Source organism: Clostridium sp. K13 (assembly GCF_019734195.1).
Taxonomy (GTDB): domain Bacteria; phylum Bacillota; class Clostridia; order Clostridiales; family Clostridiaceae; genus Clostridium.
In genome coordinates this window covers 1-25889 of sequence record NZ_JAASHM010000045.1, presented here as the reverse complement: position 1 = coordinate 25889, position 25889 = coordinate 1, and the positions used below count along the sequence as shown (strand labels likewise).

Genomic DNA, 25889 nt, shown 5'->3' with positions numbered 1-25889 from the left:
TACAATTATTTTTTTGAAAATATAGAAAAAGAGCTATCGCTAGCGGATTTTTTTACCCGCTATTGCGACAGCTCCTTATTTTTTTATTTGCTTTCTATATTATTTTCATCTGAAATTTGCTTTATATCTTTATTTTCAACTATGTTATTTTTCTCTGTTTTTTTTGCACTACCCTTTTCTATTTTTTCTCCATTTCCTATTATAACATTAAGCCTTTGAATTATTGTATCATATCCACCACATAGTATTAATGTTACTACTAACGCATTTATAAATAATCTATAAATACATTCTACATTTAATTCCATAACCCCACCGGTAAATTTTACAATAATCAAATGTATAATAGCCCAACTAAAAGTATATAGTCTTGTTGGTATTCTCTTTATAAGTGGAAAATCTTTAGTAGTAAATACTATTAGCTCTACAGCAACTAAAGTCCCTATAAATGATGATAGAAAATTTTGAGTTAAAAAATCCGTTATTTCCATGTTTTATACCCACTTATATTATTTAAACTAAACTTAAAAACTTAAATTTATTCTCTAAATCATAAGACTGTCACCTATAAAATTTTTCTATAATATATTAAATGCAATTATGTTAATAAATGATACTTTTTTTATAACATTGTATTTAATAAAAAATTAAGCATATATTTTTCTATATAACTCATTAATATCTTTTTGCTTCTTCTCATATTCCTTATATTTAATTTCATTAACAGAATAAACTTCAACATTTCTATTTTTATTTATTATTTCAAATGCCTCATCTATTGTATTATATATCCCTAAATTATAAAGAGTAACAATAAGAGCCCCAAGTGCTGTTGATTCACACTCTTCCATAATATAGATAGGTACTCCATATACATCAGCCTGCATCTGATTAATTAAGCTACTCTTAGTAAGGCCTCCACTTACATAAATATGTTTTATATCTACATATTTTTTTAATCTTTGAATATTATTATTTATCTCAATAAATACTCCTTCTAAAATCCCCTTTAATATATCTTGTCTTTTAGTAGCTAATGATATATTAGAAAAAACTGCTTGTGCCTTAGAGTTCCAATCAGGAGTACTACGCCCCTGAAAATATAGTGTTAACCCCACATCCACTTTTCTCAAAAATTGTATCATTTTTACTCAAAAGCTTATCACATACTTCTGAATTTCTCACATCTTGCCACATAATTGAATTGCATAATGGTTGTCCATTTTCATCTACAACAATAATAGAAGATCTTTGTCCTGTAACTGAAATAACATCAATTTCTTCTGAAATTCTCTTTGCCTCTTTTACTACTTTATCTACTACATAATATAGTGCATCTTTTAAAACTGAAACTTCTTGCTCTACAATTCCACCTTTTTTATTAATTAGTCTATAGCTTTTTTGTGTTATAAAAAGTTTTTTCCCATTTTCCTTAAATAAAATTCCTCTCATACTAGATGTACCAATATCTAAAACTAATACATTCATAATAATTCTCCTAACATGGCAATTCCATTTATAAATTTCATCTTTTACAATAGATTTCATAAATATCTGTATTAAGTAATTATATACTATATTTACTTATTTTGTACATAAAATTTAATAAAAAATACCCCCCAAAATTATTATGGGGAGTTATAAATTGTTTGTTTTGTTAACTAATAAATAGTTCCTCCAGGAACTATTGTAACAGTTTCATTTCTATCTAAATTATCAATTTTTCTCATATCCTCATCAGATAACTCAAAATTAAAAACATCAATATTATCACTCATCCTTCCATAATGAGATGACTTTGGAATAGGAATAATTCCTTTTTGAATATGCCATCTTAAAGCTATTTGAGCAATGGTTTTATCATATTTTTCTGCTAAATCCATCATTAAAGGAACTTCTAACAATTGCCCCTTCATAATTGGACTATATCCTACAACTTGAATCTTATAATTATTACAATAACTAACTAAGCTCTTTTGAGAAAAACATGGATGTACTTCAATTTCATTTACCATTGGCATTATTTTAGCTGTTTTTCTCAAAGCCTCTAAATTCTTAATCTTAAAATTACATACACCAATAGCCCTAACCTTGCCTAACTCATAAAGATCTTCAAATGCTTTCCAAGTTTCACTATTAAATTTTGTCGGCCAATTTATTAATAATAAATCTAAATAATCAATATCTAATTTTCGCATAGACTCTTCAAATGACTTTATAGCTTTATCATATCCATGCTTATCATTCCAAATCTTAGTTGATAAAAATATATCTCCTCTTCTAACTTCACTTTCTTTAATAGCTCTACCTATACTCTCTTCATTACCATAAAAGGATGCTGTATCTATAAATCTATATCCAACCTTTAAAGCATTTTTAATAACATCCCTAGTTTCACTTTCATCTTCTAGTTTATAAGTTCCAAACCCAATGCTTGGTATTTTAACTTCATTTGTTAAAATCCTATAGCTATCCATAAGCCCTCTCCCTATTCATTACATATTTTCGATATTATTATCTAACACACGATTACTACTATAATACTTATTAATAAAAATATAATTTAATGCTTTTTTAATTGCTATCTGCGACACTTTTTTCCTATAAATGAGATTTTTAATTTTAATGGCATTAAAAATTTTGTATTTTTATAATTAAAATTACATCCTAGTATACTCATTACAGCAATATAATAAATATTTTCAAGTAATAGTATATCTTATAAATTAATCATATCTTCAAAGTAAATATAATTTATATCATCAATAAATTCTTTTATGTCAAAAATAAATTTATTTTCCGATATTAGAGAAGCTATAAATTTTCTATTTTTACCTTCTTCATTATCAAGCTTAATCCCTATACTTTTAAAAGCATTAGGCAAGTTTTTTTCTATAGTATTTTCTATTAATTGCTTATTATGATACATTGAAATTACATGTTCAATAAACCTCTTCTTATTTGGAGCAATTCTATTTAAATAACAATCTATATTATAAATCTCCTTAACTTTATTATAAAAATGGATTATTTTAAATACGCTATAAATCCACTTATTTTCCTGAAATCTTAATATTTCTCTAAATTCATTAATTATTATAGCTTTTCTTTGATCATCTAGTTTATTAGATTGAAACTCCTTAATCTGCTTATCCCACCACCTTGTAATAAACTCTTTTTCAGATAAAATACATCCATCTTCATATTCTGATATTAATGAATCTTGCTTATATATAGTAGTATAATATTTTTCATTTATAATTTTATAATGGCTTATTTCTTTTTCATAAGAATCAATAATTAGTTTTTCATATTTTCTATAATTTTCTTTATACTTATAAAGACTAATATTCCATATAAATCCTATAGAATCTAATCTCGCAACAAATTCTTCATTTAATATATTTTTATTATAAAGAGTTCTTTGAAGACTAACCCAACTATATAATCTTGAATACTCTTCATCTTTAGGTACATTTAAATGTCCATTAATTTCTTTAAACTTTAATAAGCTTTCAAATGATTCATCCCAATTATAAGTGATTTTTCTTTCTATATTTTTTAACTGTGAAATAACATCTTCATGTTCTTCATATAAAGAAAGTCTAATTTCCTCATCATACAATCCTATTTGTTTTCTATAAAGATTGTTTATTTCATTTGCTACTTCTAATTTTTTTCTAAAGTTAACAAGCTCTAAATTATCTATATTATCTACAAAGTCAAATACTATTGGAGTTTTATCTACGGAATCTGCTGTAAGACATCTTCCTAACTGTTGATAATATACACTTGGTGACTTAGTATTTCTAAGCATAACTATTCCCGTTATATTATTAATGTGTATTCCTTCATTTAACTTACTTATACAAAAGAGTAGCTTTAATTCATTTTCACTATTTTCACCTTCAAAAGCCTCTAAATTTTCTTTATTTTTTGTATTAGTAGAAGTTACAATATAAGAACTTATACTAATATTTTCACTTAAAGCACTTTTAAACCAGCCTATAACTGTATCCTTCATCTCTAATAAATGCTTATTATTTTCACAAAAAACTATAAACTTTAATTTTTTTCTATGTGGTAAATGTTTTTTTATTATATTTTCTACTCTACTTTCATTTTCCCACTTACTTCTGTATATACTAAGTTCTTCTATATACTTTTTCTTATCCTCTAATGGTATGTTCATCTTTTTCATTAACTTAAGCTTCTTATCAATTTCCTTGTCTAAATCATACATGGCAGAAACATAAATTGGCATAGGCAAAATTTTTCTAACTATTGCATCTGATAGACTTATTGGAGTAGTTGAATTTCCATAGAGCAATTCATTAATCATGTCTCTATTATTATCTAAAAATCTTATTGGTGTTGCTGAAAGTCCTACAACTTTAGCCTCATTATTTTCTTGCAATATATATTTAACAGCTTTTCCCCAACTTAATGCTCCAGCTCTATGCAATTCATCTAAAATAATTAAATCAACACTTACATTTTCTAATTTCCCTTTTGAATATAAAGATGAGAACTTACTATAAGTATAAAATTTACTCTTAGTAATACTCCATGGTGCTATTCTTTTCAATCTATCTAATATTTCATTAGTAGGAGCTAAAATAATAGCCTTCTTATCTCTATAAGTAAATAAAATTTGAAGAATAATAAAACTTTTCCCCGTTCCTGTTGCATTTGGCACCGCTACTCTATTATCACTTTCTAAAATTGCTTTAACCTCTTTATATGTATATCTATTATGAGGCTTTAAATCTGGCAATAATATTCCATACTGATTCTTTTCTGTGTAATTATTTATCAATTCTTCAACATAATCAAATTCCTCTAAAGCCATGCTTGTCCTATTAAACATATTTGCATTTTCTACATATCCATTTAATGAAATTATCATAAAATATTTGCAGTTATACTTCTTACTACTTTCTTTTTCAAACTTTAATAATTCTTCAATAATATTAGGATTACCTAAAGGTCTCACTGTATTTTTTGCTTGTATTATCCAAGAAACCTTATTAGGATTATCAGGAGCAGATAATATTATATCTGCTCCACCATCATGTGAACCGCCATTTATTGTTGCTATATAACCATTACCTTCAAATAAAAATGCTAAATATTTTTCAAATATCCTTCCCTTTATAAGTTTATCCATAAAATTCAGCTTCTCTTTTATCAAATGACTCTTCTTTTTATATGTTAGTTCTTTTAATTCTTGCAATATACTTTCATTATTATTCATATTCCCTGTCTTGCTCCTAAAATGTCATTAATTCTATATATTATATACTTAAATAATAAATTAGATGTAATTATAAATACAAGTTTTTAATATTTTCTATAAATCAAATAAGTAGGATGTATCAGAAAGTTTCTAATACATCCTACTATTATTTTACCTATTAAAGGTTAATTATTTCTTTTTCTTAAAGATTACAGCACCAATTGTTGCAATAACTGTACCAAATAAACCTACTGCAGCAGCTGGAGTTCCTCCTGTTTTTGGTAAATTTGAATTTCCTTTATTTCCTCCATTGTTGTTAGAGCTTCCGTTGTTATTAGAGCTTCCGCTATTATTGCTTCCACCATTATTAGAATCTCCACCATTATTGCTTCCGCCATTGTTTCCACTTGCATCAGCAACAATTAATCCATCTATTGCCTTACTTAATTCTTTTTCTGAATTAGCAACATCTTTTTCAGTAGCTTCTCCATCTTCCATTACAGCCTTAGCTTTAGCTACTTTATCCATTAAAACATTCCAAGATTTTTCAGTATATTTACTTGCATCTAAGCCTTCTACCTTATTTATTAAATCTTGTAACTTGTCTTTGTTTGGTTTTAATCTTAATTCTAAGAATGATCTTATTAATTGATCATAGCTCTTAGAAACTTCTGCTTCTAATGCGTTCTCATCAGCTATAACAGTATTTGCTTGCCCTAAAGCAACCTCTAACTTAGCCCAAGTACTATCTATATATTCACTAGCATCTAACTTGCTAATTTTATCTACTAATTGTTGTAATTGCTCCTTATCTCCCTTTTCAAAAGATAACATTTGCATTGCAGCACTTAATCTATCAAATGCTTTATCTACTTGATCTTGAGTGTATTTTCCGCTTTCTAGTAAAGCTTCTGCTTCTGCTAATGCAGCTTTAAATTCTTCTACAACTGCAGGTACAACATTTGAAAGTTCTTTATCTGTAACCTTATTAGCTTCTTCTATAGCAATTTCTAAATGCATTTTAAATACATCTTCAACTGGTGGTGTTACTTCTCCACCATCTTCAGCTCCTTCACCAACTTTAATATTTATAGTATTAGAAGTAACTATGCTATTATCACTAAGTGTTACTTTAACTGATAATGTAGTGTTACCATCTTTTAATCCAATTAACTTTCCATCTTGAACTTTAGCAACTTCTTCATTACCAACAACATATTCAATTTCTGCTCCTTCTAAACTAGCTGGAGAACCATTATTCATTAATGCCTTTATTGATAATAATGATAAATCAACGCTTCCATCTACTGCTACTTCAGTAATTGCAGATCCTAAGTTTACTCTATCAATTACTGGATTTTCAACACTTTCATCAATTTCAACAACATAAATATTGTCTAATATTAAGTCAGCATATCCTGAACCCTTATCAACTGAAATATAGTAATCATCTTTGTTACCAGTAGTAAATGTCTTACTCTTAGAGCTTGTCTTAGTGTATTCTCCACTTTCAACACCAGTTGCTTCAAGAGGTATATTTACTAATGTTCCTTCACTTCTTGATTTAATATTTACTGAGTAACCTGGTGCATCATTCTTAAGTGAGTATAAGAAACCTAGTTCATAAGTTTTATTAGGTTCTAACTTAAATGTTGAATCATCAGTTACTAACATTTGTCCAGTTTCACCAGATTGTTGATTAGTCTTTAATGAGAATCTTCCATCAAGTACCCAGCTCATTTTTTGTCTTCCAAGTAAATCTTTTTCTGCTAAGTGAGATCTATTTGAAGTTCCTCTTCCTGGTGCTAAGAAGAATGGTGTAATACCTTCATCTACATTTTCAAAATCTTCATAGAATACATAACCATCTCTATTTGTATGACCTGGATGTTCCCAAATTCTGAAGTCATCAATTAATACATCACCATCTCCAGCTTCTGCAGTAAGATAAATATCTGCAGTAGTTACACCTGCTGGTACTGTAACTTCAATCTCCATTCTTTGGAATCTATCATCTAAATATTTATGACCTTCACCAGATCTAGCAAATGATCCCCTAGTTATTACATTAGTTAATTCTTCATCTCCACAGTTTACACCTAAAGTAACTTGTCTATTTCCATCATTCTTAACCCATGCAGATATTGAATAAGTTTTACCTGATTCTAATCCTTCAATAGTTTGTGATATACTACCTTCTTTATTAGAAATTGATACAACATCATTACCAGCTCTTCTTCCTACTGTTTCATTTGCAAAAGTAATATGATCTGTATTTCCTTCCTTTGAATCCTTTGACCAAGTTGTCCACTCTTGAGAGTCAAATCCTGGTTCCTTTATTTGTGAACCATAACCCCAATCCTCAATTCTCTTTTCTTCAACTTCACCCTTTGTTACAAGGTATGGAGTATTTTTTTCAACATCTAATTGAACCTTACCATTTACTACTGGAACTGATTTAACATGTTCTCTTCCAATATCAGTTAATTCATATACTTCTACTGTAGAAAGGTTTTCCCATCCTTGTGGTAAATCCCATTCTGAAGAAGTTCCAAGTGGATTCCAGTGATAAATCTTTGTATCTTCTTCTTCATCAAAATTCCATTCTAAGAATAATTTTGTCTTTCCTTCACCAATACTGTTATAAGTGTTTTCTGGAGTAGTAGCTACTAATTTACCATCTTTATAGTAATTAATATCAGCCCCTTCTCTAACCCCTACTAAGTTATCAGTAAATTTAACTTCATCGTCAGTTCTAGACATTATTTCAAAGTGTTGCATATATTTAGTAGGTAATACTTGATTATAGAATCTTTCTATACCATTTACACCTTCTATTGAGTGATTGTTACCCCATCCATTAGATAATAAATGTTTATTTCCTTTTAAAATTGGATCAGATAAGAATCCATCCTTAGTACTATTTCTAATGAATCTTAATATTTCACTTGTTCCACCTTGATTTGGATATGCAGGGTCTGCTCCCCAGTGAGTCCAAGTTACATGTTCTTCAAGAGGACTATGGAACTCTGTTGCAACTTGATATCCTAAATCATTTAACTTTTCTCCAAGTTGATGAGCATTCCATCCATTACCTGTATAAACGTCAACATATACCCATCCTAAGTTAGGTAAATCTTCTTTTAACATATCTAATCTTCTGAATAACTCACCTGTTGTTAAATCAGCTCTTTGATCTACATAATAAGCTTGGTCTAACCAGTTCCATCCTGGAGCATTTGTATTTACAGAACCATTGTCTGGATATTGGAATGCATCTAATTGATATTCTGTAGCATTTATATGAACACCAAACTTAGCATTATATTTAGCTCCTTCTTCGATTAATGTGTTAAAATCTTCAACTCCACCTTGTCTTATACCAATATGTCCGCCGTAGTCAGGAATTGAATCATCATGACCTTCAGCTTGATATCCTTTTTCAAGTACCATTTGTCCAAATCCGTCAGTGTAATTAGATAACTTTTTAACTGTATCTAAAGTTCTTAAGAATGGACTTTGAGTATAACCTATATTAAATGCAATATATGAAAGGCTATTCTTTAAATCTTCAGCCCCTAATGGTGCTTCAACTCTATTTCTATATTCAATTGCAGCATCTTGCCAATTTATTGCTTCATCTTCATTCATATCCTTTGTTATATAAGCTTCTGCCCATAAATTTTCTTCATGGCTGTAGAAATCTACATCTGATTCTGTATTAAGCACTTCTCTATATGTCCAAGCTCCTGTTCCAATGCTTGTACTCTTATATCCATTTCTATTTTCAGTATTTAAAAGTATTCTACTAGAATATTCTATAACATTGTTATTTACTGCTATAGCAAAATCATTATCATTAACAAATGCATAAGTCTTAGCCTTAGTTGATGGTTCTAAATCTTCAACAGTGCTTATTTCATCAGTTATTTGATGCCAAGCTCCAGTTGATAATACAGCTGCCATAGCTCCACCGTTATCACTTCTTACTTCTGCAAAGCTTTGATTTGGTAATGATACTTTCTTAACTTTAAAGTCTCCTGTTTCTTCAATATTAGTTATTTCTAATCTTATTTTATTATCTTCTACAGACATAACTGTTGTTAAGGTAACACCAATTTCATCAATAGCCATTGTATAAGTAGCTTTATTCCCTTCAGTGACACATTCAACTACTGGATTATAGTTTTTACCATTAAGGTTAACTTTATTACTTCTAGTTTCTTGTCCTATTAATGTTGAACCATCATCCTTCCAATTATATTCTATAACTCTTGGAAAAGTATTATCTAACTTAACTGTCATTATGTCAGACTCAATAGTTTGCTCTACTACTTCTGGTAAATCTGCATCTGTTTCAGCAGCAATTTCAGCTACATTAACATTATCTAAAGTAACAGTCTTATTACCAAACCATCCAACTAATCCTATCTTACCTGCTGATGTTGGCAATTTATCTGATGTTGCACTACCTATAACTTCACCATCTATAGATAATGTAATTTTATTATCTTCAACTTCAGCTTTCATTCTATAAGTTTTATTTGCCTCTAACTTCTTTGATCCTGGGAAAGAACCATAACTTTCTGATCCATTTGTACTTGCTTTCCATACCCATGAACCTGCATCATAACAAATAGCTCCCCAGTTTTTAGCATCCTTTACTCTAAACCCTAACCCAATTCTTCCGGTATCACTATTCACAGTAAAATCAGTTTCATATACAAAGTTCTTAACATCTGGACAATCCATATCTGCTGATATAGCAACACCATTCATAGGAACATTAACAGCACCATTACTTACTGTTGCAGAAAGTCCTGTTGGTTTTAAAACTTGCCAATCACCACTAGTTTCAGGCGTTTCAAAATCAGTTGAATATTGTATTTTTTCTCTAACCGTAACATTAGCCTTAGCCTTTGGTGTTCCTTCTGCAGAACCTTTAATTGTACCTTCAACAACAAAAGATCCTACCTCTCCATATTGTGCTGGGTCAATATAATCCCAAATTACAACTTCTTGACCTTTTGTTCCATCAGAATAAGTTACATTAACTTTGTATGGTAATTCTGGTTTAGCTTTTAATAATGTAGATATATTTAGCTCTTCTACTTCTTGTATATCAGTTACTGCCTCATTATCAAGTGACTTAACTTTTAAATAGTCAACATTTATACTCTTATTATCAAACCATGTTCTATATCCAAGCTTACCTGCCTCTTGAGGGAAGTCACCCATGTTAACAGTGTCATTAAATATTTCAGTATCATTTACAGTTAAAGTTAAATTACTTCTTTGAACCTTAACTTTCATAGTTACCCATTCACCAGCTGCAATTGTTGGTCCTGTAATATCATCTTTCCATACTGTTGGAGTTTCTATAAGCCATTTTCCTTCTGCTGTTTCTCCTCCGTTATACCCAACAAATCCATAAGTATTAGCATCTTGTCCTCTGAATACAAGTCCAAATCTTCCTGCTTTTTTTCCTTCTTCTGGATTCAGCTGAAATCTTACTTCTGCTTCAAAATCTTTTACACTAGGACTTTGATTTTCTACAAATACTAATTGATTATTAGCACCAGTATCTCTTGTAATTTCTAGATAGCCATTTTTCCCTTCTGTTCCTGGAACTTCATTATCCATGTTCTTAACAATAGTTCCATTTCCTATTAGGTTTGTCCAAGATGTACTTGAATAATTATCATACTCTTGAATATAGCCATACTCCTCTGCAACACTCTCTACAGTATTATTTTCAACTATTAGTGTGGTATTATTTTCAGCTAATGCAGATACTGGAATCTGACCTACTGTTACTGCAGTAGCTATTATAAGAGCAATTTTCTTATTCATAGATTTTCTTTTTATCATAATGATACCTCCCTATTTAACTCTTGTTTACCCAAACAAACTTCAATTTAATTGTATACCTTTACACCATCTATTTATATTTTATATTATTTTCCCACATTTTTCCTTATCGAAGTTGTGAATTTATATAATTATCTTGCGTTTTTTATATTTTTTAACTAAATATCTGAATTTATATTCTCAAAAAAATAAGTATAAAACGTCTCAAATATAAATTTAAGACATTTTATACTTATTTTTTTATTTCCCCTTTGCTATTAGTTCTTGTATATTTTTTTTAGGTCTAAATCCAACCATTCGGTGTAAAAATTGACCATCTTTTAATAATATTAATGTAGGTATTGATTGTATTTTATAATAATTTGCTAAAAATTTTGCATCATCAATATTAACCTTAATAACTCTTACTTCTTCATCTTCATTATTAATCTCTTCTAATACTGTTGTAAGCATTTTACAAGGTCCACACCAATCAGCATAAAAATCTACTAAAACTAGACCCTCTTGAACTTCATTGATAAATTCTGATTCTTTAATAATTTTCATAATAGTTCACTCCTGTAATTTATAAAAACAACTCTTATATTCTTTTTCTTCTCTCTAAATTATATTCAATTAACTATTTAATGTTTCTGATTAAACTTTCCTTGTGTAATTTTGTCACATATATATTAATAATATAATTAAAGCTTAGCAAATACTTCTGCTAAGCCTTAAACATTAAAATATCATTATAAATTATTAATCCACTCACATGCTAGCTTAAACCAACTTGCTACATGTTCATCTATATGTTCACTTTTCCCATTTGTCGCAGTACTGTCTTCACACAAACCTAAGCCATGAACTCCATTAGGATATATATGAAGTTCAAAAGGAATACTTTGTTCTGCTAGTGCATTTGAAAATAATAATGAATTTTTAACCGGAACTGTACAGTCATTAAAAGTATGCCATAAAAATGTTTTAGGTGTATCCTTAGATACTAGCTTTTCTAAAGATAACTCTTCCCTTCTTATCTCTTTTTCCTTTTCTCCAAGTAAATTATCAAAGGAACCGCTATGAGCAAACTCCCCACTTGTTATAACTGGATAACATAATATCATTCCATTAGGTTTAATAGACTCTGCTTCAATTCCTAAATGCATATCAATAAATTCACTATTCCATAACACTCCTAGACTGCCTGCCAAATGTCCACCTGCCGAAAAACCACAAACTATAACTTTTTCCTTATTTACATTCCACTCAACTTCTTTTTCACGCACATAATTCACCGTTTCAGCCAATTCTAAAAGAGCATTAGGATATCTTGTTGGAGCAATACTATATCTAAGTACAATTGCATTGAAGCCTTGTGCCATAAACTTTAAAGCAATTGGCTCTGCTTCTCTATCTGATGTAAATCCATATCCTCCACCTGGACAAATAATAATTGTTTTTCTTTTTTTATTTATATTTATTTCTTTACTGTTTTCTGGAATATATGCACTTATAATAGCTTCACTATTTTTTAAATTATTACTTATTTCTTTAATTTTCAATCTCTCATATATCATTTTCTCTTCTCCTCATAATATAAAATGAATTCTAAACCTATAATAAAATCCTCAATATTATTTTAATAAGGTTAGTTTTTTTATACAACCTATAATATTAGTTTTAAAATACAATACTTTAATTATATTATTAAATTTTCCTTTTGTAACAAACCATTTAAAGATATGCTATAATCTATCTTATGTTTAGTGGTTGTAACACTCTATTTATTTTTTATGTATGAGATAACAACTAACATATACCTAGATAATTACTTCTAGATTTATATAGAAGTAACCGCAATTTATACATACTTAATATTACTAAAGAGGAGGTACTAATAATGAAGGAACTAAAAATTTATTTCACATCTGACCTACATGGTTATGTTTATCCAACAGACTATGTAGAAAGAAACGAAAAAAACATAGGATTATTAAACATTATTAATAGTTTTGAGAAGGATGGAAACACTTTAATAATTGATGGTGGTGATACTATCCAGGGTTCACCATTTACAAACTATTTAAGTAATTCTGAGTTTGATATTCATCCAGTAGCAACAATTATGAATACTGGAGGATATGACTATATAACACTTGGAAATCATGATTTTAATTATGGTAAAGACTATCTAAAAAAATACTTAACTAGCTTAGATGCAAAATGTCTTTGTACAAATGTTATAGATACAACTAAAGAACTACCTATTCTTCCATATGAAATAAAAACTATGGAAAATGGATTAAAAGTTGGATTAATTGGTTTTACTACTGATTTTATTAATAGATGGGAACGTCCTGAAAATATAAAAGATATAAATATTACAGATACTTTTAATTCTGTAAAAAAATATTATGATGAAGTTAGAGAACAATGTGATTTAGTAATTGGTATTTATCATGGTGGATTTGAATATGATTTAGATTCACATAAACAATTAAGTACTACATCTGAAAATATTGCTTATAAAATATGTAAGGAATTTGATTTTGATATTCTTCTTACAGGACATCAACATCTACCGATTTATAATATGAATCTTAATGGAACTCATATAGCACAAACTCCTCATAATGGAAGTAAATTCTTAGAGTTAAAGCTTTCTTTAAGTCCTAATGGCACTAAAGAAATATCTTCAACATTAAAGGAGCTAACTATTAATCCAAACAACGAAATGTATGAAAAATTCTTATCTCTTGAAAATAAAGTTCAAGAATGGCTAGATACTCCTGCTGGTTTCTTAGATAAAGCTCTTCAACCTACTGACCGTGTTGATATGGCTTTAAATGGCTCTCATTTAGCTAACTTTATAAACCAAATACAATTAGATGCAAGTAAAGCAGAAATAGCTTGTACTTCATTTGCAAATGTAATAAAAGGATTTAATAAAGATGTAACAGTAAGAGACATTATGTCAACTTATCCATACCCAAATACATTAGTTGTACTTGAAGTAAATAGAGAAATTTTAAAATTAGCTTTAGAAAGATCTGCTAGTTACCTTAACAATGATAATGGTAATATTACAATATCTGAAAGTTTCTTAAAGCCAAAGGTTGAACATTATAATTATGATTACTTTGCTAATATAGAATATACTTTTGATCTAAATAATGAAATTGGTAATAGAGTTATTTCTATTAAGTATAATGGTAAAGAACTTCAAGATAACAAAGCTTTAACATTAGTTATGAATAACTATAGAGCAAGTGGTGCTGGAGGATATGAATTCTACGAAAACTGTCCTGTTGTAAAGGAAATATTAATTGAAATGCCTGAAGTTATTATAAATTACTTTAAAAACAATCCTAAAGTTACAGTTGATACAACTAAATACATTAATACAATTAAATAAATTACAAAGCAATTTTATTTAAGATAAGAGTGAATAGTGAAAAGTTAAGGTTGAAACTGCCATGGCAATTTCTTATAATATATATTTTTAAAATTCAGCTAAGCTGAACTACTCCTTAACTTTTCACTCTTACTTCTTCACTCTTCACTTAATAGATTGCTTTGTACTTTTATTCAACTCTTCGTATTTACTCAATGATTTTTCCCTCTTATTTTTATTAAATCCAATTATCCTCATTTATAATCTTATATTTTAATACACAACCTTGTTTTTTCCTAAAGTCTTTGCTTTATATAAAGATTTATCTGCTAAAGCTATATTTTCTTCTAAAGTTCTGTTATTTATATCAAATCTTTTAACACCAATGCTAGCTGTTACCTTAATAACATTCCTATTATCAATTTTTATATTTAAATCTTCAATATTTCTTCTAATTCCTTCTATAATATCAGTTAAATTACCATTATTTTCTTTTACTATAACTATAAATTCTTCTCCACCATATCTTCCAACTATATCATTTTCTCCAATCGAATTTCTAATTGTTGCGGCTATCTCAATTAGAATCCTGTCTCCTGCAATATGTCCATACACATCATTAATTTTTTTGAAATTATCAATATCAATCATAGCGATATAATAATCTTCATTAAAATTTCTTGATTTATCCTTTAATTTATTTATTTTTTCAATGGCTTTGCGTCTATTAAAAATACCTGTTAAATCATCATAGTTTGCATTATATTTAACTCTTTTATATAAAGATGCATTATCTAAAGCAATTGCAATATATGTGGATAATAGTTTTAAACTAGTTAAATCTCTTAAGTCAAATACATCTTTTTCATAGTGTTGAACACATATTACTCCTAATACCTTATTCTTTATTATCATAGGTACAAACAACAAAGAATTAGCAACTTGTAGACTTTCCCAATCTTTCGCTTTACTAATATAATTTCTATACTCATCAAAATTTTCAATATAACGTTGATGTTCATTTTCTATGTCATTAATAATTAAGTCTTCCTTATGTCTAATACTATAACTTGCAAAACCGCCTTTATATACTTCTTTATTATTTAAAGTAATTATTTTATCTCTCTCAATTACTAGTTGATATTGATAATTATCTTTCTCTTCATTATAAGTTATAATTTGAATAATATCGTATTTTATAACATTTTTTATTTCCTTGGCAATTACCTTAAAAATATTGTTTTTATTAAGATTTGATATGATCTTTTGTCCAACTTTATAAATAAGTTTGTTTTGCTCATATAATAATTTATAATTTTTTTCTACTATTTCTTTCTTTTGTTCATCTAAAACACTAAAAATAGTAGCAGATTTAATTTCCGTTAACTGCCTTTCGATGGCTGTAAGTTTTTCTAAGCTTATATAAGCACTCTTATAATCTTCTAATCCTTTGTAAGCTAGATTAAAATAATTATACATATGCTTCATACTACACATAACTCTATCATCTAGTATTTTCTTTTCAATACTTTTAAGTCTTTCAATTGCCATTTCATATTTTTTATTAATTATATCTATTTCACTTAAATAAAGAATAACTTGACTTTTAACCTCATGAGCTTCAATTTTATCACAAAGTTCACAACATTCTAATAGCATTTCTTCAGCTTCATTATACAAACCTTTTTTAATATATATCCTTGCTTTCTCAAGAAGCCAATTTACTGTTGTGTTTGGATTTTTTAATGCATATTCTTCAATATAATAAATATAATAAAGTGCCTTCTCTAAGTTATTAATACTTTGCTCACATATAACTCTATTTAAATATATTGCAACCTTATTTAAATCGGTACTAAGCCATGGAGTCTGTTCAATTTCTTCTAATATTTCTATAGCCTTTTTATACTCATCTATAGCCATATATATTCCTGCTAAGTTTCCTTTAATAGCTATTAAAAATTCAGGATCATTAACCTCATCTGCTAACTTTATTCCTTTAATTGCCCACTGTACTGCTGATGTATACTTATGTTGCATACATTCACTTGCCATAAATCCATTAATAACTGCTAGTATACCTTCTTTAATATTATTTTCCTGAAAAATCTTATATGATTCTCTAAATAATTTATCAGCATTATTAACTTGATCTTCTGCAATATATATTTTTCCTAATTTATATAAAACCCAAGGGTATGCTTTCATTAGGCTATTTTTTTTAGTAAACTCAATTAATTCATATAGCATTTCCTTTGCTTCTTTATTACTATAAAAATTAATTTTATCAATTATGTTACTTATATATAATTCCTCTACCTTTAATCTCTCAAATTCTTCTCTAAAATACTTAGGCTCATTAACCATACATTTTTATTCTCCACTATTCAAACCTCATATTCAATTTAATACCATTATTGGTTTGTACTTCCACAAATCTTTTTACTTATATATTATACTACAAATGAATAATTATCAAAGTACTTTTTCAATAATAAAAATTAAAAGCCGGTTAATACCGGCTTCATTCATAAATTATTATTAATAATTGTTATCCTCTTGCAAGCTTAGTTCTAATTTTAGTTGAAAGTCTTTCTACCACTAATACTAAAACTACTAATCCACAAAGAATAGCACCAACCTCTGACCAGTTAAATGCATTCATTGCAAATATTAATGGAGCACCTATTCCACCTGCACCAACTAATCCAAGTACTGATGCATCTTTTATATTAATTTCAAATCTATATATTGCAGTAGAAATAAAATCTGTAAATAATTGTGGAAGTATTCCATATCTTATTTTCTCAAATGTATTACATCCTGCAGCATCTAAAGATTCTAATATTTTAGTATCTAAGTCTTCTATAGCTTCAATAAATAATTTAGCTATCATACCTATGGATATTACTGAAACTGTAAGAACCCCTGCAAAGGCACCAGGTCCAGTTACACGAATAAACATTAACCCATAAACAAATGCTGGGAATGTTCTAAGAGCTGCTATAATAAATAATCCTACAGTGCTTATCCATTTAGGCATTAAATTACTAGCTGATATAAATGCTAAAGGTATTGCTAGTATTGTCCCTATTAAGGTACCAATTAAAGCAATACAAACCGTTTCTAATAATAAAGCTGGAACACCTTCTTTAAAATCAAGTAACATTTGCATATCTGGATGTAAAATTCCTGACATTACATTTTTAGCAATATCAATTCCACTTTCCTTAATCCCACTATAATTTATACCTTTTGATGCCCATACTATTACAAGCACAACAAATAATACAGTTAGGGCTTTATGTAGCCACTTATTTGGTTCTTTTTCTAATTGATTTTTAATTGCTAATTCCATTTTACCCTAACCTTTCTCTTATGTATTTACTTACATTTTCTATAATTACAACTGTAATGAATAACATAACAAGAATCATACCAACCTTGTCATATTCTCTCCATCCAATTTTCTCATTTAAAATAAGACCAATACCACCAGCCCCTACATATCCAAGGATAGCTGCAGCTCTAACGTTTATTTCTAAGCTATACAGACAAATAGATAAATATGAAGGCATTATTTGTGGCATTATTGATCCAACAAAGGCTTTTACTCTTGTTGCTCCCACAGCTTCCATAGCCTCAAAAGGTCCCATATCAACTGTTTCTATTTTTTCATATAACATTTTAGTTACAATACCAAATGTAAATATTGATATTGCTACTGTTCCTGCAAATGTACCTAACCCAAATATATAAGTTGATATTAATGCAATTATTAATGTTGGTAATGTTCTTGTAATACTCATTACAACTCTAACTAAGTTTAACACTATCTTAGATTTATTAATATTAACTGAACATAACATAGCAAAAGGAATTGCTATAAAGCTACCTATTAATGAACCTAAAACAGATATTTTTATAGTTTCTACAAGTGGTGGAATTACAGCTTTTATATAACTAAAATCTGGTGGAAACATATCCTTTAAAATTACAAAGAATTGATTTCCTCTTTTCATTAATGTTTCAAAATTAAATCCTGTTACATTCCCAGCAATAATTAAAGCTAAAAGTAATCCAATTATTACAAATGGTGCAACTGGAGTAGGTGGCTGAACTTCTCTACCATCTTTTAAAGCAATTTTCTTTGGCTTAAATATACATTTTAATTTTTCTAACATAATTAAGCCCCCATTACTTCATCATCAGCTAATTCACGGCCGTATATTTGCTTTAAGACCTCACTATCTACATCTTTTGATGGTCCATCATATACTATTTCTCCTGCCTTTATTCCGATAACTCTATCAGCATACTTTAATGCTAAATCTACATGGTGAATATTTATTAATACTGACATATTAAGTTCTTTATTAATTTTCTTAAAGTCGTCCATAACTGCTGTTGCAGTTATAGGATCTAATGCTGCAACTGGTTCATCAGCAAGTATTATTTCTGGCTTTTGAGCTAAAGTTCTAGCTAAAGCAACTCTTTGTTGTTGTCCACCTGAAAGTTGATCTGCTCTAACATAAGCCTTATCCAATATTCCAACCTTATCTAAAGCTTCTAATGCAATAACCTTATCTTCTTTAGAATATAGTCCAATAATAGATTTCCATAATGGCATATCAGGCACTCTTGAAGTTAAAACGTTATTTATAACTGTAGTTCTTGTTACTAAGTTAAATGATTGGAACACCATTCCAACTTTACGTCTAAATTTTCTTAACTCTTTCCCTTTTAAAGAATTTACTTCTTCTCCATCTACAGTTAATGATCCTTCGCTAATATCATGCATTCTATTAATTGTTCTTAATAATGTAGATTTACCCGCTCCTGATAATCCTATTATTGCTACAAATTCACCTTGGTTTATTTCAAGTGATATATTCTTTAATGCATGTAATCCATTTGGATAAACCTTATTTACTCTCTCAAACTTAATCACTAGTTTCCCTCACATTCTTTTTTTATCATATTTATGAATATTTTTCATGCAATTCCTTTACGTACAAAATGAGTTCATGTCTCCATGAACTCATTTAATATAAAGACTTATTAATCTAACTTATATCCATTTTGGTTAAATAAATTAGGTTAATTAACTAAATCAAGATTCAATTTTTATTTATTGCATAGATTTAATTAATTCTTGAGCTTTTCTTTCAGCATCATAGTTAGCATCATCAGCTATTTCATAACCTTTGTGGCTATATATAGAGATAATTTCTTGTCCTTCTTCAGTGTTACCTATGTTAATGAAAGCTTTTTGTATAGCTTCTTTTAACTCTGGAGTCATTGAAGGATCTTTAGTTACTGATATTGTATCGTTATATACACCATCAGTTACACCTATAACATTTGTTTCATCCCATATAGAAGCTGTTCTTCCAAAATCTGAATTCCATTGTTCAGCATAGTCTAAACGAGCATCTGCATATGTTACCATTACATCAATTTGTCCACTTGCTAATTGAGATAATGAAGTAGCATAGTTATCTAAAGCAACCTTATTATTAAGGTCTGTTATTGATATTCCATAGTTTTCTTGTAACCAAAGACTTGGATAAATATATCCTGCTGGTGAAGTTGTGTTTGAAGAAACTCCCCATGTAGCACTTTGAATATCTTCTAAAGTTAACTTTTCTCCATTGTTAATCTTAGCAGCTAACTCTTGTCCTTTTGCACTTGGACCAGCTATTACTAATGATCTGTAGTAAGTAACTTTCTTATCTGTATTTTCTGTTGGTGCTGTATTCCAATCAGCAGGGTTTTCTGAATCATGGTTTAATCCAAATCTAGTTGCTGTTAATGCAACATCTACACCATCATCATATAATACATAAGTTCCCCCTGGAATAAATCCAACTTGTGCAGTACCAGCTGATAATGATTCACCAACTGCTTCGAAGCTTGTCCCAACTTCAATTTTTACATTTTTGAAATCATACCCTAATTCAGCTAATTCATTCTTTAACATTTCTGATAAAGGTGCTGTTGCTTCCTTAATTTCTTCAGGATTTCTTGACGGTACAAAATATACAACTAATTCATCGTTAGCTGCTTCACTTGATCCACAACCAACAAATAGTCCCATACTTAGTACAAAAACTGAAAGTAATGCTAATAATTTTTTCATTTTTTACCTCTCCATCTTTTGTTTTTTAGATATTTTTTACTTTTTCATTATATCATCACTTTCTGCATTTTTATACATTTTTTTATCTATTTTTTAATATTTTTAACACATTTTTAACTTTTTCAGATAACATTCCTTATTTTTATTATTTTTTATTTTTAACCATTTATGACAATAATAAAAAGCAGTGTATTAAAACTACAATTTATTATAGTGAAGAGTTAAGAAGTAAGAGTGAAAATAGAATTTTCATACATTCTCTTGTAAATTATAATTTATCTGTAAACTTTATAGATAACTTAATACTATCTTTATCTATAAATTCCTTTTTCATATTATGTATTGGCTGATTGTAATTATATGCCATCTGAACAATATAATCTAATTCATCTTCACTTTCTATACCTATTTGTTTTGCTTTATATGGAAGATTTATTTCCCTGCAAATATTTCTAACCTTACTTACTAATTCCCATTCTTTATTTTCTAATAACAATTGTACTATAGTTCCAAAAGCAACTTTCTCACCATGCATAAAGCTATTATACTTAGAAGTACTTGTTAGCGCATTAGCTATTGAATGTGCTGCTGCTAACGACCCATTTTCAAATCCTACACAGCTTAAATAAATAATTGCCTCAATTACCCTATCTAACGCTTCATTTACTTCTTTATTTTCCACAGCTTGTACTGCTAAATGTGCATTATTCATTATTACATCAAAACATTCTCTAGATAAACCCCTGGCAGTTAAAGAAATATCACTAAATCCTTTCCTTTCTACATCGCCATAATATCCCGCTTCTGTTTCAAAATATGTTGAAAGCGCATCTCCAATACCAGCTTTTAATAGTCTTACTGGAGCATTTGCTATAATTTCTGTATCAACAATTATACCATATGGATTACTATGTAAATTTATATACTCTTTAAAAGTACCATCACTTTCATATAAAACAGCTATCTTACTACCTGGCCCATCAGTAGATGCTGCTGTTGGAACCATTATATATTTCATATCTCCAAAATGTCCTACTGCTTTTGCTACATCTAAAACCTTTCCTCCACCAATACCTATTACACACTTAATATTATTACTATTTGATTTTTCTATAATAGTATTAATATTTTCCATACAACATTCACCTTTAAATATTTCTACTATGTAATTAACATAATACTCCTTAAATCCTTCAGTTACTTTCTCTTTTATATTAGTATAAGAAAACTCATCCATAAGGATTAATACATTGTCCTTCATTATTTGCTGAAAGTATGTAGCTATTTTGCTAATTGCTCCTCTTTCTTGAATATAGTTATTTGGCATATTAATCTTCATCTTTTGACCATCCTTCCCATAAAATTCAATATATGAATATCCATATTATACTATAAATATAAAATTTATCATATAACCTACAAAGAATAGAAATAATGCTTTAAAACTATATAAAGATAAATTACGAAGGAATTTATTAAGTTAATAGTGAAGAAGTAAGAGTTAAAAATTAAGGAATAATTCATCTAAGCTGAATTAGAAATTAAAGTATGAGAATAGAATTTTGATAAATTCTATTCTCATACTTTTACAAATTTAAAATTAACAAATTTTATTATCTATTTTTATTATGCATTTTTCTTTTCTCTATAAATTAATGAATATACTAATACTACAGCGAAACATACAACTGGTACTAAGAATGAAGAACGAATTGCTGCTTCAGCTCCTGTAAATGCTGGAACTATTGACGCTAATGATCCTGTATCTATTAATTTACCCATGAATGGAGTTATTACTGCACCACCAAGTATAGCCATTATAAGTCCTGCAGCTCCAACCTTAACTTCTTCTCCTAAATCCTTAAGAGCTATACCATAAATAGTTGGGAACATTAATGACATACAAGCTGATATTGCAACTAAACACCATACTGATTTATTAGTAGGTAAATAGATAGTTCCTAAGCTACATAATATTCCACCTACAGCAAACACTGCCATCATTTTAGCTGGATCAAAATATTTCATAAGAGCTGTACATCCCCATCTGCATGCTATAAATCCAACTATAGCAATTAAGTAATATTTAGAAGCTGCTGCTTCATCAAGTCCCATAGTAGTCATTACATATCCTATTGTCCAAGTCCAAACTGCTATTTGAACACCAACATAGAAGAATTGAGCTATAACCCCTAAAGCATAACGTGGTATTTTTATAAGTTTCTTTATTGAAGTTCCTATATTAAGAGCACCTGAATTATCTTTTTCAGAACTCTTATTTCTCTTAAAGAATATCCATATTACTAATGCAATAGCAACTAATCCAACATATGGTACACATACCCATAATAATTCATTTGATCTAATTGCACTTAAAGCTTCTGGAGTCATTGCTACACGCTCTTCATAAGTTGCTGGATTTAAGTTACTTAATATAAAGAATTTAGCCATTAATATACCTGCTAGAGATCCTAATGGATTAAAAGCTTGTGCCATATTAAGACGACGAACGCTTGTCTCTTCAGGTCCAAGAGAGATGACATATGGATTACAAGTAGTTTCAAGTATAGATAAACCACCTGCTAATACGAAAACAGAACCTAAGAATAAATTAAAGTTTTGTGTTATTGCTGCTGGAATATAACCTATAGCCCCTACTATATATAATCCAAGCCCTACTAAAACACCTTGTCTATATGAATATTTCTTTATTAAAATTGCTGCTGGTAATGCAAGTACTGCATATGACCCATAAAACGCAACTTGCGTAAGTGATGCATCTGCTGCTTCAAGCATAAATATTTTACCAAATGCAGGTACTAAATTATCAGTCATGTTATTTAATAATCCCCAAAGTATAAAACATGATACAAGCATTATAAAGTGAATTCTATATTTTTTTGGAATTACTTCCATAGTGTTTATATCGTTTACACTAACACCTCTAACATCTTTTAGTTTATTTTCCATTCTCATCCCCCTCACATCTCTCATCTAATAATATTTTTATTTTTCTACCCTATATCTTTTAAACCCAGGGTGCTTACCAGTTACCCCGTATCCCTTTCTCATACCTATTAATCTATTTACATTTTCTTTTGATATCTCTTTTTCTCCACCTAATAAATGAGCTGTTAAACTTATTTTGGCATATAATTCTAAAGTTTCCATTCTATAATAAGCATTTATTAAATCTGTACCTACAGTTAATGCTCCATGGTTTTCTAATAACATTACATCATGTTCTTTTAAATATGGTGCTATTGCATCTGGAACTTCATAAGTAGATGGTGTTCCATATGGTGTTACTGGTATATATCCTATAGCTATTACAGTTTCTATCATAGTATATCTATCCATATCTAAGTGAGCAACTGCAAATCCTGTAGCTGTTGGTGGATGAGCATGTACTACTGCTCTTACATCTTCTCTTTCTTGATAACATCTTAAATGCATCTTTATTTCAGATGATGGCTTTGCACCTTCTTGACCTTCTAAAACTTCACCATTAGCATCAATACGAACTAACTTTTCTGGAGTAATGAAACTTTTACTTATTCCTGTTGGTGTTGCTAAAAATGTTCCATCATCTAATTTAACACTTACATTACCATCATTAGCTGCAACCCATCCTAATTGCCACATCTTATGACATACATCACAAATTTGCTCTCTTACTTCCATATAACTTAAAGTTTTTACATTTTCCATTATTAATTCCTCCCATATAAGCAGATTTACTCTACTACTACTCCTTTTTGTAATATAATATTGGCATATAATGCTTTTTCACCTGTTGCTATAATTGCATATGCCTTTTTTGCTTCATCATAAAATTTAAATCTTTCTATAGTTCCTACTGTTTCTGCTCCACGGCTATCATGTTTTGCTATTATTTCTTTGTAAGTATTCCAGATAGGTGTTTCTGTATTATCGCCTGGCATAACTTCCATTAAGTTTACAGGTTTTTCTACATAAGTATCTAACGGAAATACCTTTAATATGGCATCTAATAATTCAGGTACTCCATGACCATCACAACGAATTACTATACTATTACTCCCCATACTTTCAGCTGGAAAATTTCCATCAGATAAAACTACTTGATCACTATGTCCCATTTCACATAGAACTTTTAATAATTCTGGAGACAAAATTTGTGGTATATTTTTTAGCATGTTACAACCTCCTTCGCTTGTATTATCTCTTTAAATCTATTAAACTGTTTGTCCCACTCTTCTTTATCTTGTGGTTCATAATAAGTAATTCCTTGAGAATTTCTAATAATACTACGTGCCTCTTCTAAACTTTCTATTTCATTTGAAGCCATTAATTGTATTGCAATATTTCCTAAAACAGTTGCTTCTACAGGCCCTGATGATACCTTACAATTACAAGAATTAGCTGTCATCTGACATAATAATTTACTTTGGATTCCTCCACCTACCATATACATAGTAGGATATGTTTTACCTGTTGAATCCATTATTTCTTCTAATGCAGCTCTATATTTTAATGCTAAACTTTCGTTTATACATCTAACTATTTCTCCTACAGTTTCAGGTACTTCTTGGTTAGTTTTCAAACAATATTCTCTAATTCTTTCAGGAATATTTCCTGCGGGTACAAAGATTGGATCATCTGGATCTATGAAGCATTTAAAAGGCTCTGCTTCATTTGCCAATTTTTCTAATTCACTGAAATTATACTCTATGCCTTCTCTTTCCCATTGTCTCTTACTTTCTTGTATTAACCATAATCCTATAATATTTTTTAAGAAAGATGCCTTATCTCCATAAGCTCCTTCATTAGTAATATTATAAAAACTAGACTTTTCATCTATAATTGGCTCATCTAGCTCTGTTCCAAGTAATGACCATGTTCCACAGCTTAAGAATACAAAATCCTTTTCTTCTGCAGGTACTGACACTAATGCACATTGTGTATCATGTCCAGCTACTGCAATAACATCACAGCTATCTATTTCAAGTTCTTCTACTATTTCTTTTGATACTTGTCCTATTACAGTTCCACTAGGAACTATTTTAGTAAATATCTTTTTAGGTAACCCTAATGCTTCTATTACCTCATTAGACCAAACTCTATTTCTAGCATCAAAAATTTGAGTTGTTGATGCTATTGAATTTTCTGAAACCTTTTTACCAGTTAATAAGTAATTACTATAATAGTGCAAAAATACTTGAATAATTTTACAACTGAATAAAATAAAAAAACATTCATGATAAATCCTTGCTATAATT

Annotated in this window: 19 protein-coding genes; 1 reads left to right on the top strand and 18 read right to left on the bottom strand. The window is 28.9% G+C overall.

The window, feature by feature from the left end:
• Nucleotides 1–83: 83 nt before the first annotated feature.
• The 8 genes from HCG76_RS16780 to HCG76_RS16745 form a co-directional block, all read right to left on the bottom strand.
• Nucleotides 84–491 (bottom strand): hypothetical protein, encoded by a 408-nt coding sequence (locus HCG76_RS16780; RefSeq protein WP_221701367.1) that lies wholly within the window; start codon nt 489–491, stop codon nt 84–86.
• Nucleotides 492–647: 156 nt separating this feature from the next.
• Nucleotides 648–1118 carry an FGGY-family carbohydrate kinase gene (locus tag HCG76_RS16775; protein ID WP_221701368.1) on the bottom strand — a complete coding sequence of 157 codons (471 nt, stop codon included), beginning with the start codon at nt 1116–1118 and terminating at the stop codon, nt 648–650.
• Nucleotides 1087–1488 carry an FGGY family carbohydrate kinase gene (locus tag HCG76_RS16770; RefSeq protein WP_221701369.1) on the bottom strand — a complete coding sequence of 134 codons (402 nt, stop codon included), beginning with the start codon at nt 1486–1488 and terminating at the stop codon, nt 1087–1089. Before HCG76_RS16770 ends, HCG76_RS16775 begins: the two co-directional genes overlap by 32 nt.
• 173 nt (nt 1489–1661) lie before the next feature.
• Entirely contained in the window at nt 1662–2477 is an 816-nt protein-coding gene (locus HCG76_RS16765; protein WP_221701370.1) for an aldo/keto reductase, read from the bottom strand.
• A 242-nt stretch (nt 2478–2719) separates the two neighbouring features.
• Entirely contained in the window at nt 2720–5257 is a 2538-nt protein-coding gene (locus tag HCG76_RS16760) for a Helicase associated domain protein (RefSeq protein WP_221701371.1), read from the bottom strand.
• 171 nt (nt 5258–5428) lie between these two features.
• Nucleotides 5429–11110 carry an endo-alpha-N-acetylgalactosaminidase family protein gene (locus tag HCG76_RS16755; RefSeq protein ID WP_221701372.1) on the bottom strand — a complete coding sequence of 1894 codons (5682 nt, stop codon included), beginning with the start codon at nt 11108–11110 and terminating at the stop codon, nt 5429–5431.
• Nucleotides 11111–11350: 240 nt separating this feature from the next.
• Complete coding sequence (trxA, locus tag HCG76_RS16750; RefSeq protein WP_221701373.1) at nt 11351–11656, bottom strand: thioredoxin; 306 nt, start codon at nt 11654–11656, stop codon at nt 11351–11353.
• Between the two features lie 185 nt (nt 11657–11841).
• On the bottom strand, nt 11842–12669 hold the full coding sequence (locus HCG76_RS16745) for an alpha/beta hydrolase (protein WP_221701374.1): 828 nt from the start codon (nt 12667–12669) through the stop codon (nt 11842–11844).
• A 323-nt stretch (nt 12670–12992) separates the two neighbouring features.
• Between HCG76_RS16745 and HCG76_RS16740 the strand changes: the two genes are divergently transcribed.
• Complete coding sequence (locus HCG76_RS16740) at nt 12993–14507, top strand: bifunctional metallophosphatase/5'-nucleotidase (RefSeq protein WP_221701375.1); 1515 nt, start codon at nt 12993–12995, stop codon at nt 14505–14507.
• A gap of 252 nt (nt 14508–14759) precedes the next feature.
• Here HCG76_RS16740 and HCG76_RS16735 read toward each other — a convergent pair whose 3' ends face one another.
• The 10 genes from HCG76_RS16735 to HCG76_RS16690 form a co-directional block, all read right to left on the bottom strand.
• Entirely contained in the window at nt 14760–16853 is a 2094-nt protein-coding gene (locus HCG76_RS16735) for a sensor domain-containing diguanylate cyclase (protein WP_221701376.1), read from the bottom strand.
• A 184-nt stretch (nt 16854–17037) separates the two neighbouring features.
• A complete protein-coding gene (gene phnE, locus HCG76_RS16730) occupies nt 17038–17844 on the bottom strand; it encodes a phosphonate ABC transporter, permease protein PhnE (protein WP_221701377.1) in 807 nt (268 codons plus the stop codon).
• 1 nt (nt 17845) lies between these two features.
• Complete coding sequence (gene phnE / locus HCG76_RS16725; RefSeq protein WP_221701378.1) at nt 17846–18670, bottom strand: phosphonate ABC transporter, permease protein PhnE; 825 nt, start codon at nt 18668–18670, stop codon at nt 17846–17848.
• 2 nt (nt 18671–18672) lie between these two features.
• On the bottom strand, nt 18673–19437 hold the full coding sequence (gene phnC, locus HCG76_RS16720) for a phosphonate ABC transporter ATP-binding protein (RefSeq protein WP_221701379.1): 765 nt from the start codon (nt 19435–19437) through the stop codon (nt 18673–18675).
• A gap of 180 nt (nt 19438–19617) precedes the next feature.
• Entirely contained in the window at nt 19618–20628 is a 1011-nt protein-coding gene (locus HCG76_RS16715) for a phosphate/phosphite/phosphonate ABC transporter substrate-binding protein (RefSeq protein ID WP_221701380.1), read from the bottom strand.
• Nucleotides 20629–20896: 268 nt separating this feature from the next.
• On the bottom strand, nt 20897–21967 hold the full coding sequence (locus tag HCG76_RS16710) for a glycerol dehydrogenase (RefSeq protein WP_221701381.1): 1071 nt from the start codon (nt 21965–21967) through the stop codon (nt 20897–20899).
• Nucleotides 21968–22254: 287 nt separating this feature from the next.
• Nucleotides 22255–23598, bottom strand: a complete 1344-nt coding sequence (gene fucP / locus HCG76_RS16705) for an L-fucose:H+ symporter permease (protein WP_260458176.1) — start codon at nt 23596–23598, stop codon at nt 22255–22257.
• A gap of 36 nt (nt 23599–23634) precedes the next feature.
• Entirely contained in the window at nt 23635–24339 is a 705-nt protein-coding gene (locus HCG76_RS16700; RefSeq protein WP_221701382.1) for a class II aldolase/adducin family protein, read from the bottom strand.
• Between the two features lie 26 nt (nt 24340–24365).
• Nucleotides 24366–24806: an RbsD/FucU family protein gene (locus HCG76_RS16695; RefSeq protein ID WP_221701383.1), complete on the bottom strand. Its 441-nt coding sequence runs from the start codon at nt 24804–24806 to the stop codon at nt 24366–24368.
• Nucleotides 24800–25889 (bottom strand): rhamnulokinase (locus HCG76_RS16690; protein ID WP_221701384.1); only part of this gene is annotated, 1090 nt, incomplete at its 5' end. The genes HCG76_RS16695 and HCG76_RS16690, both read right to left, overlap by 7 nt.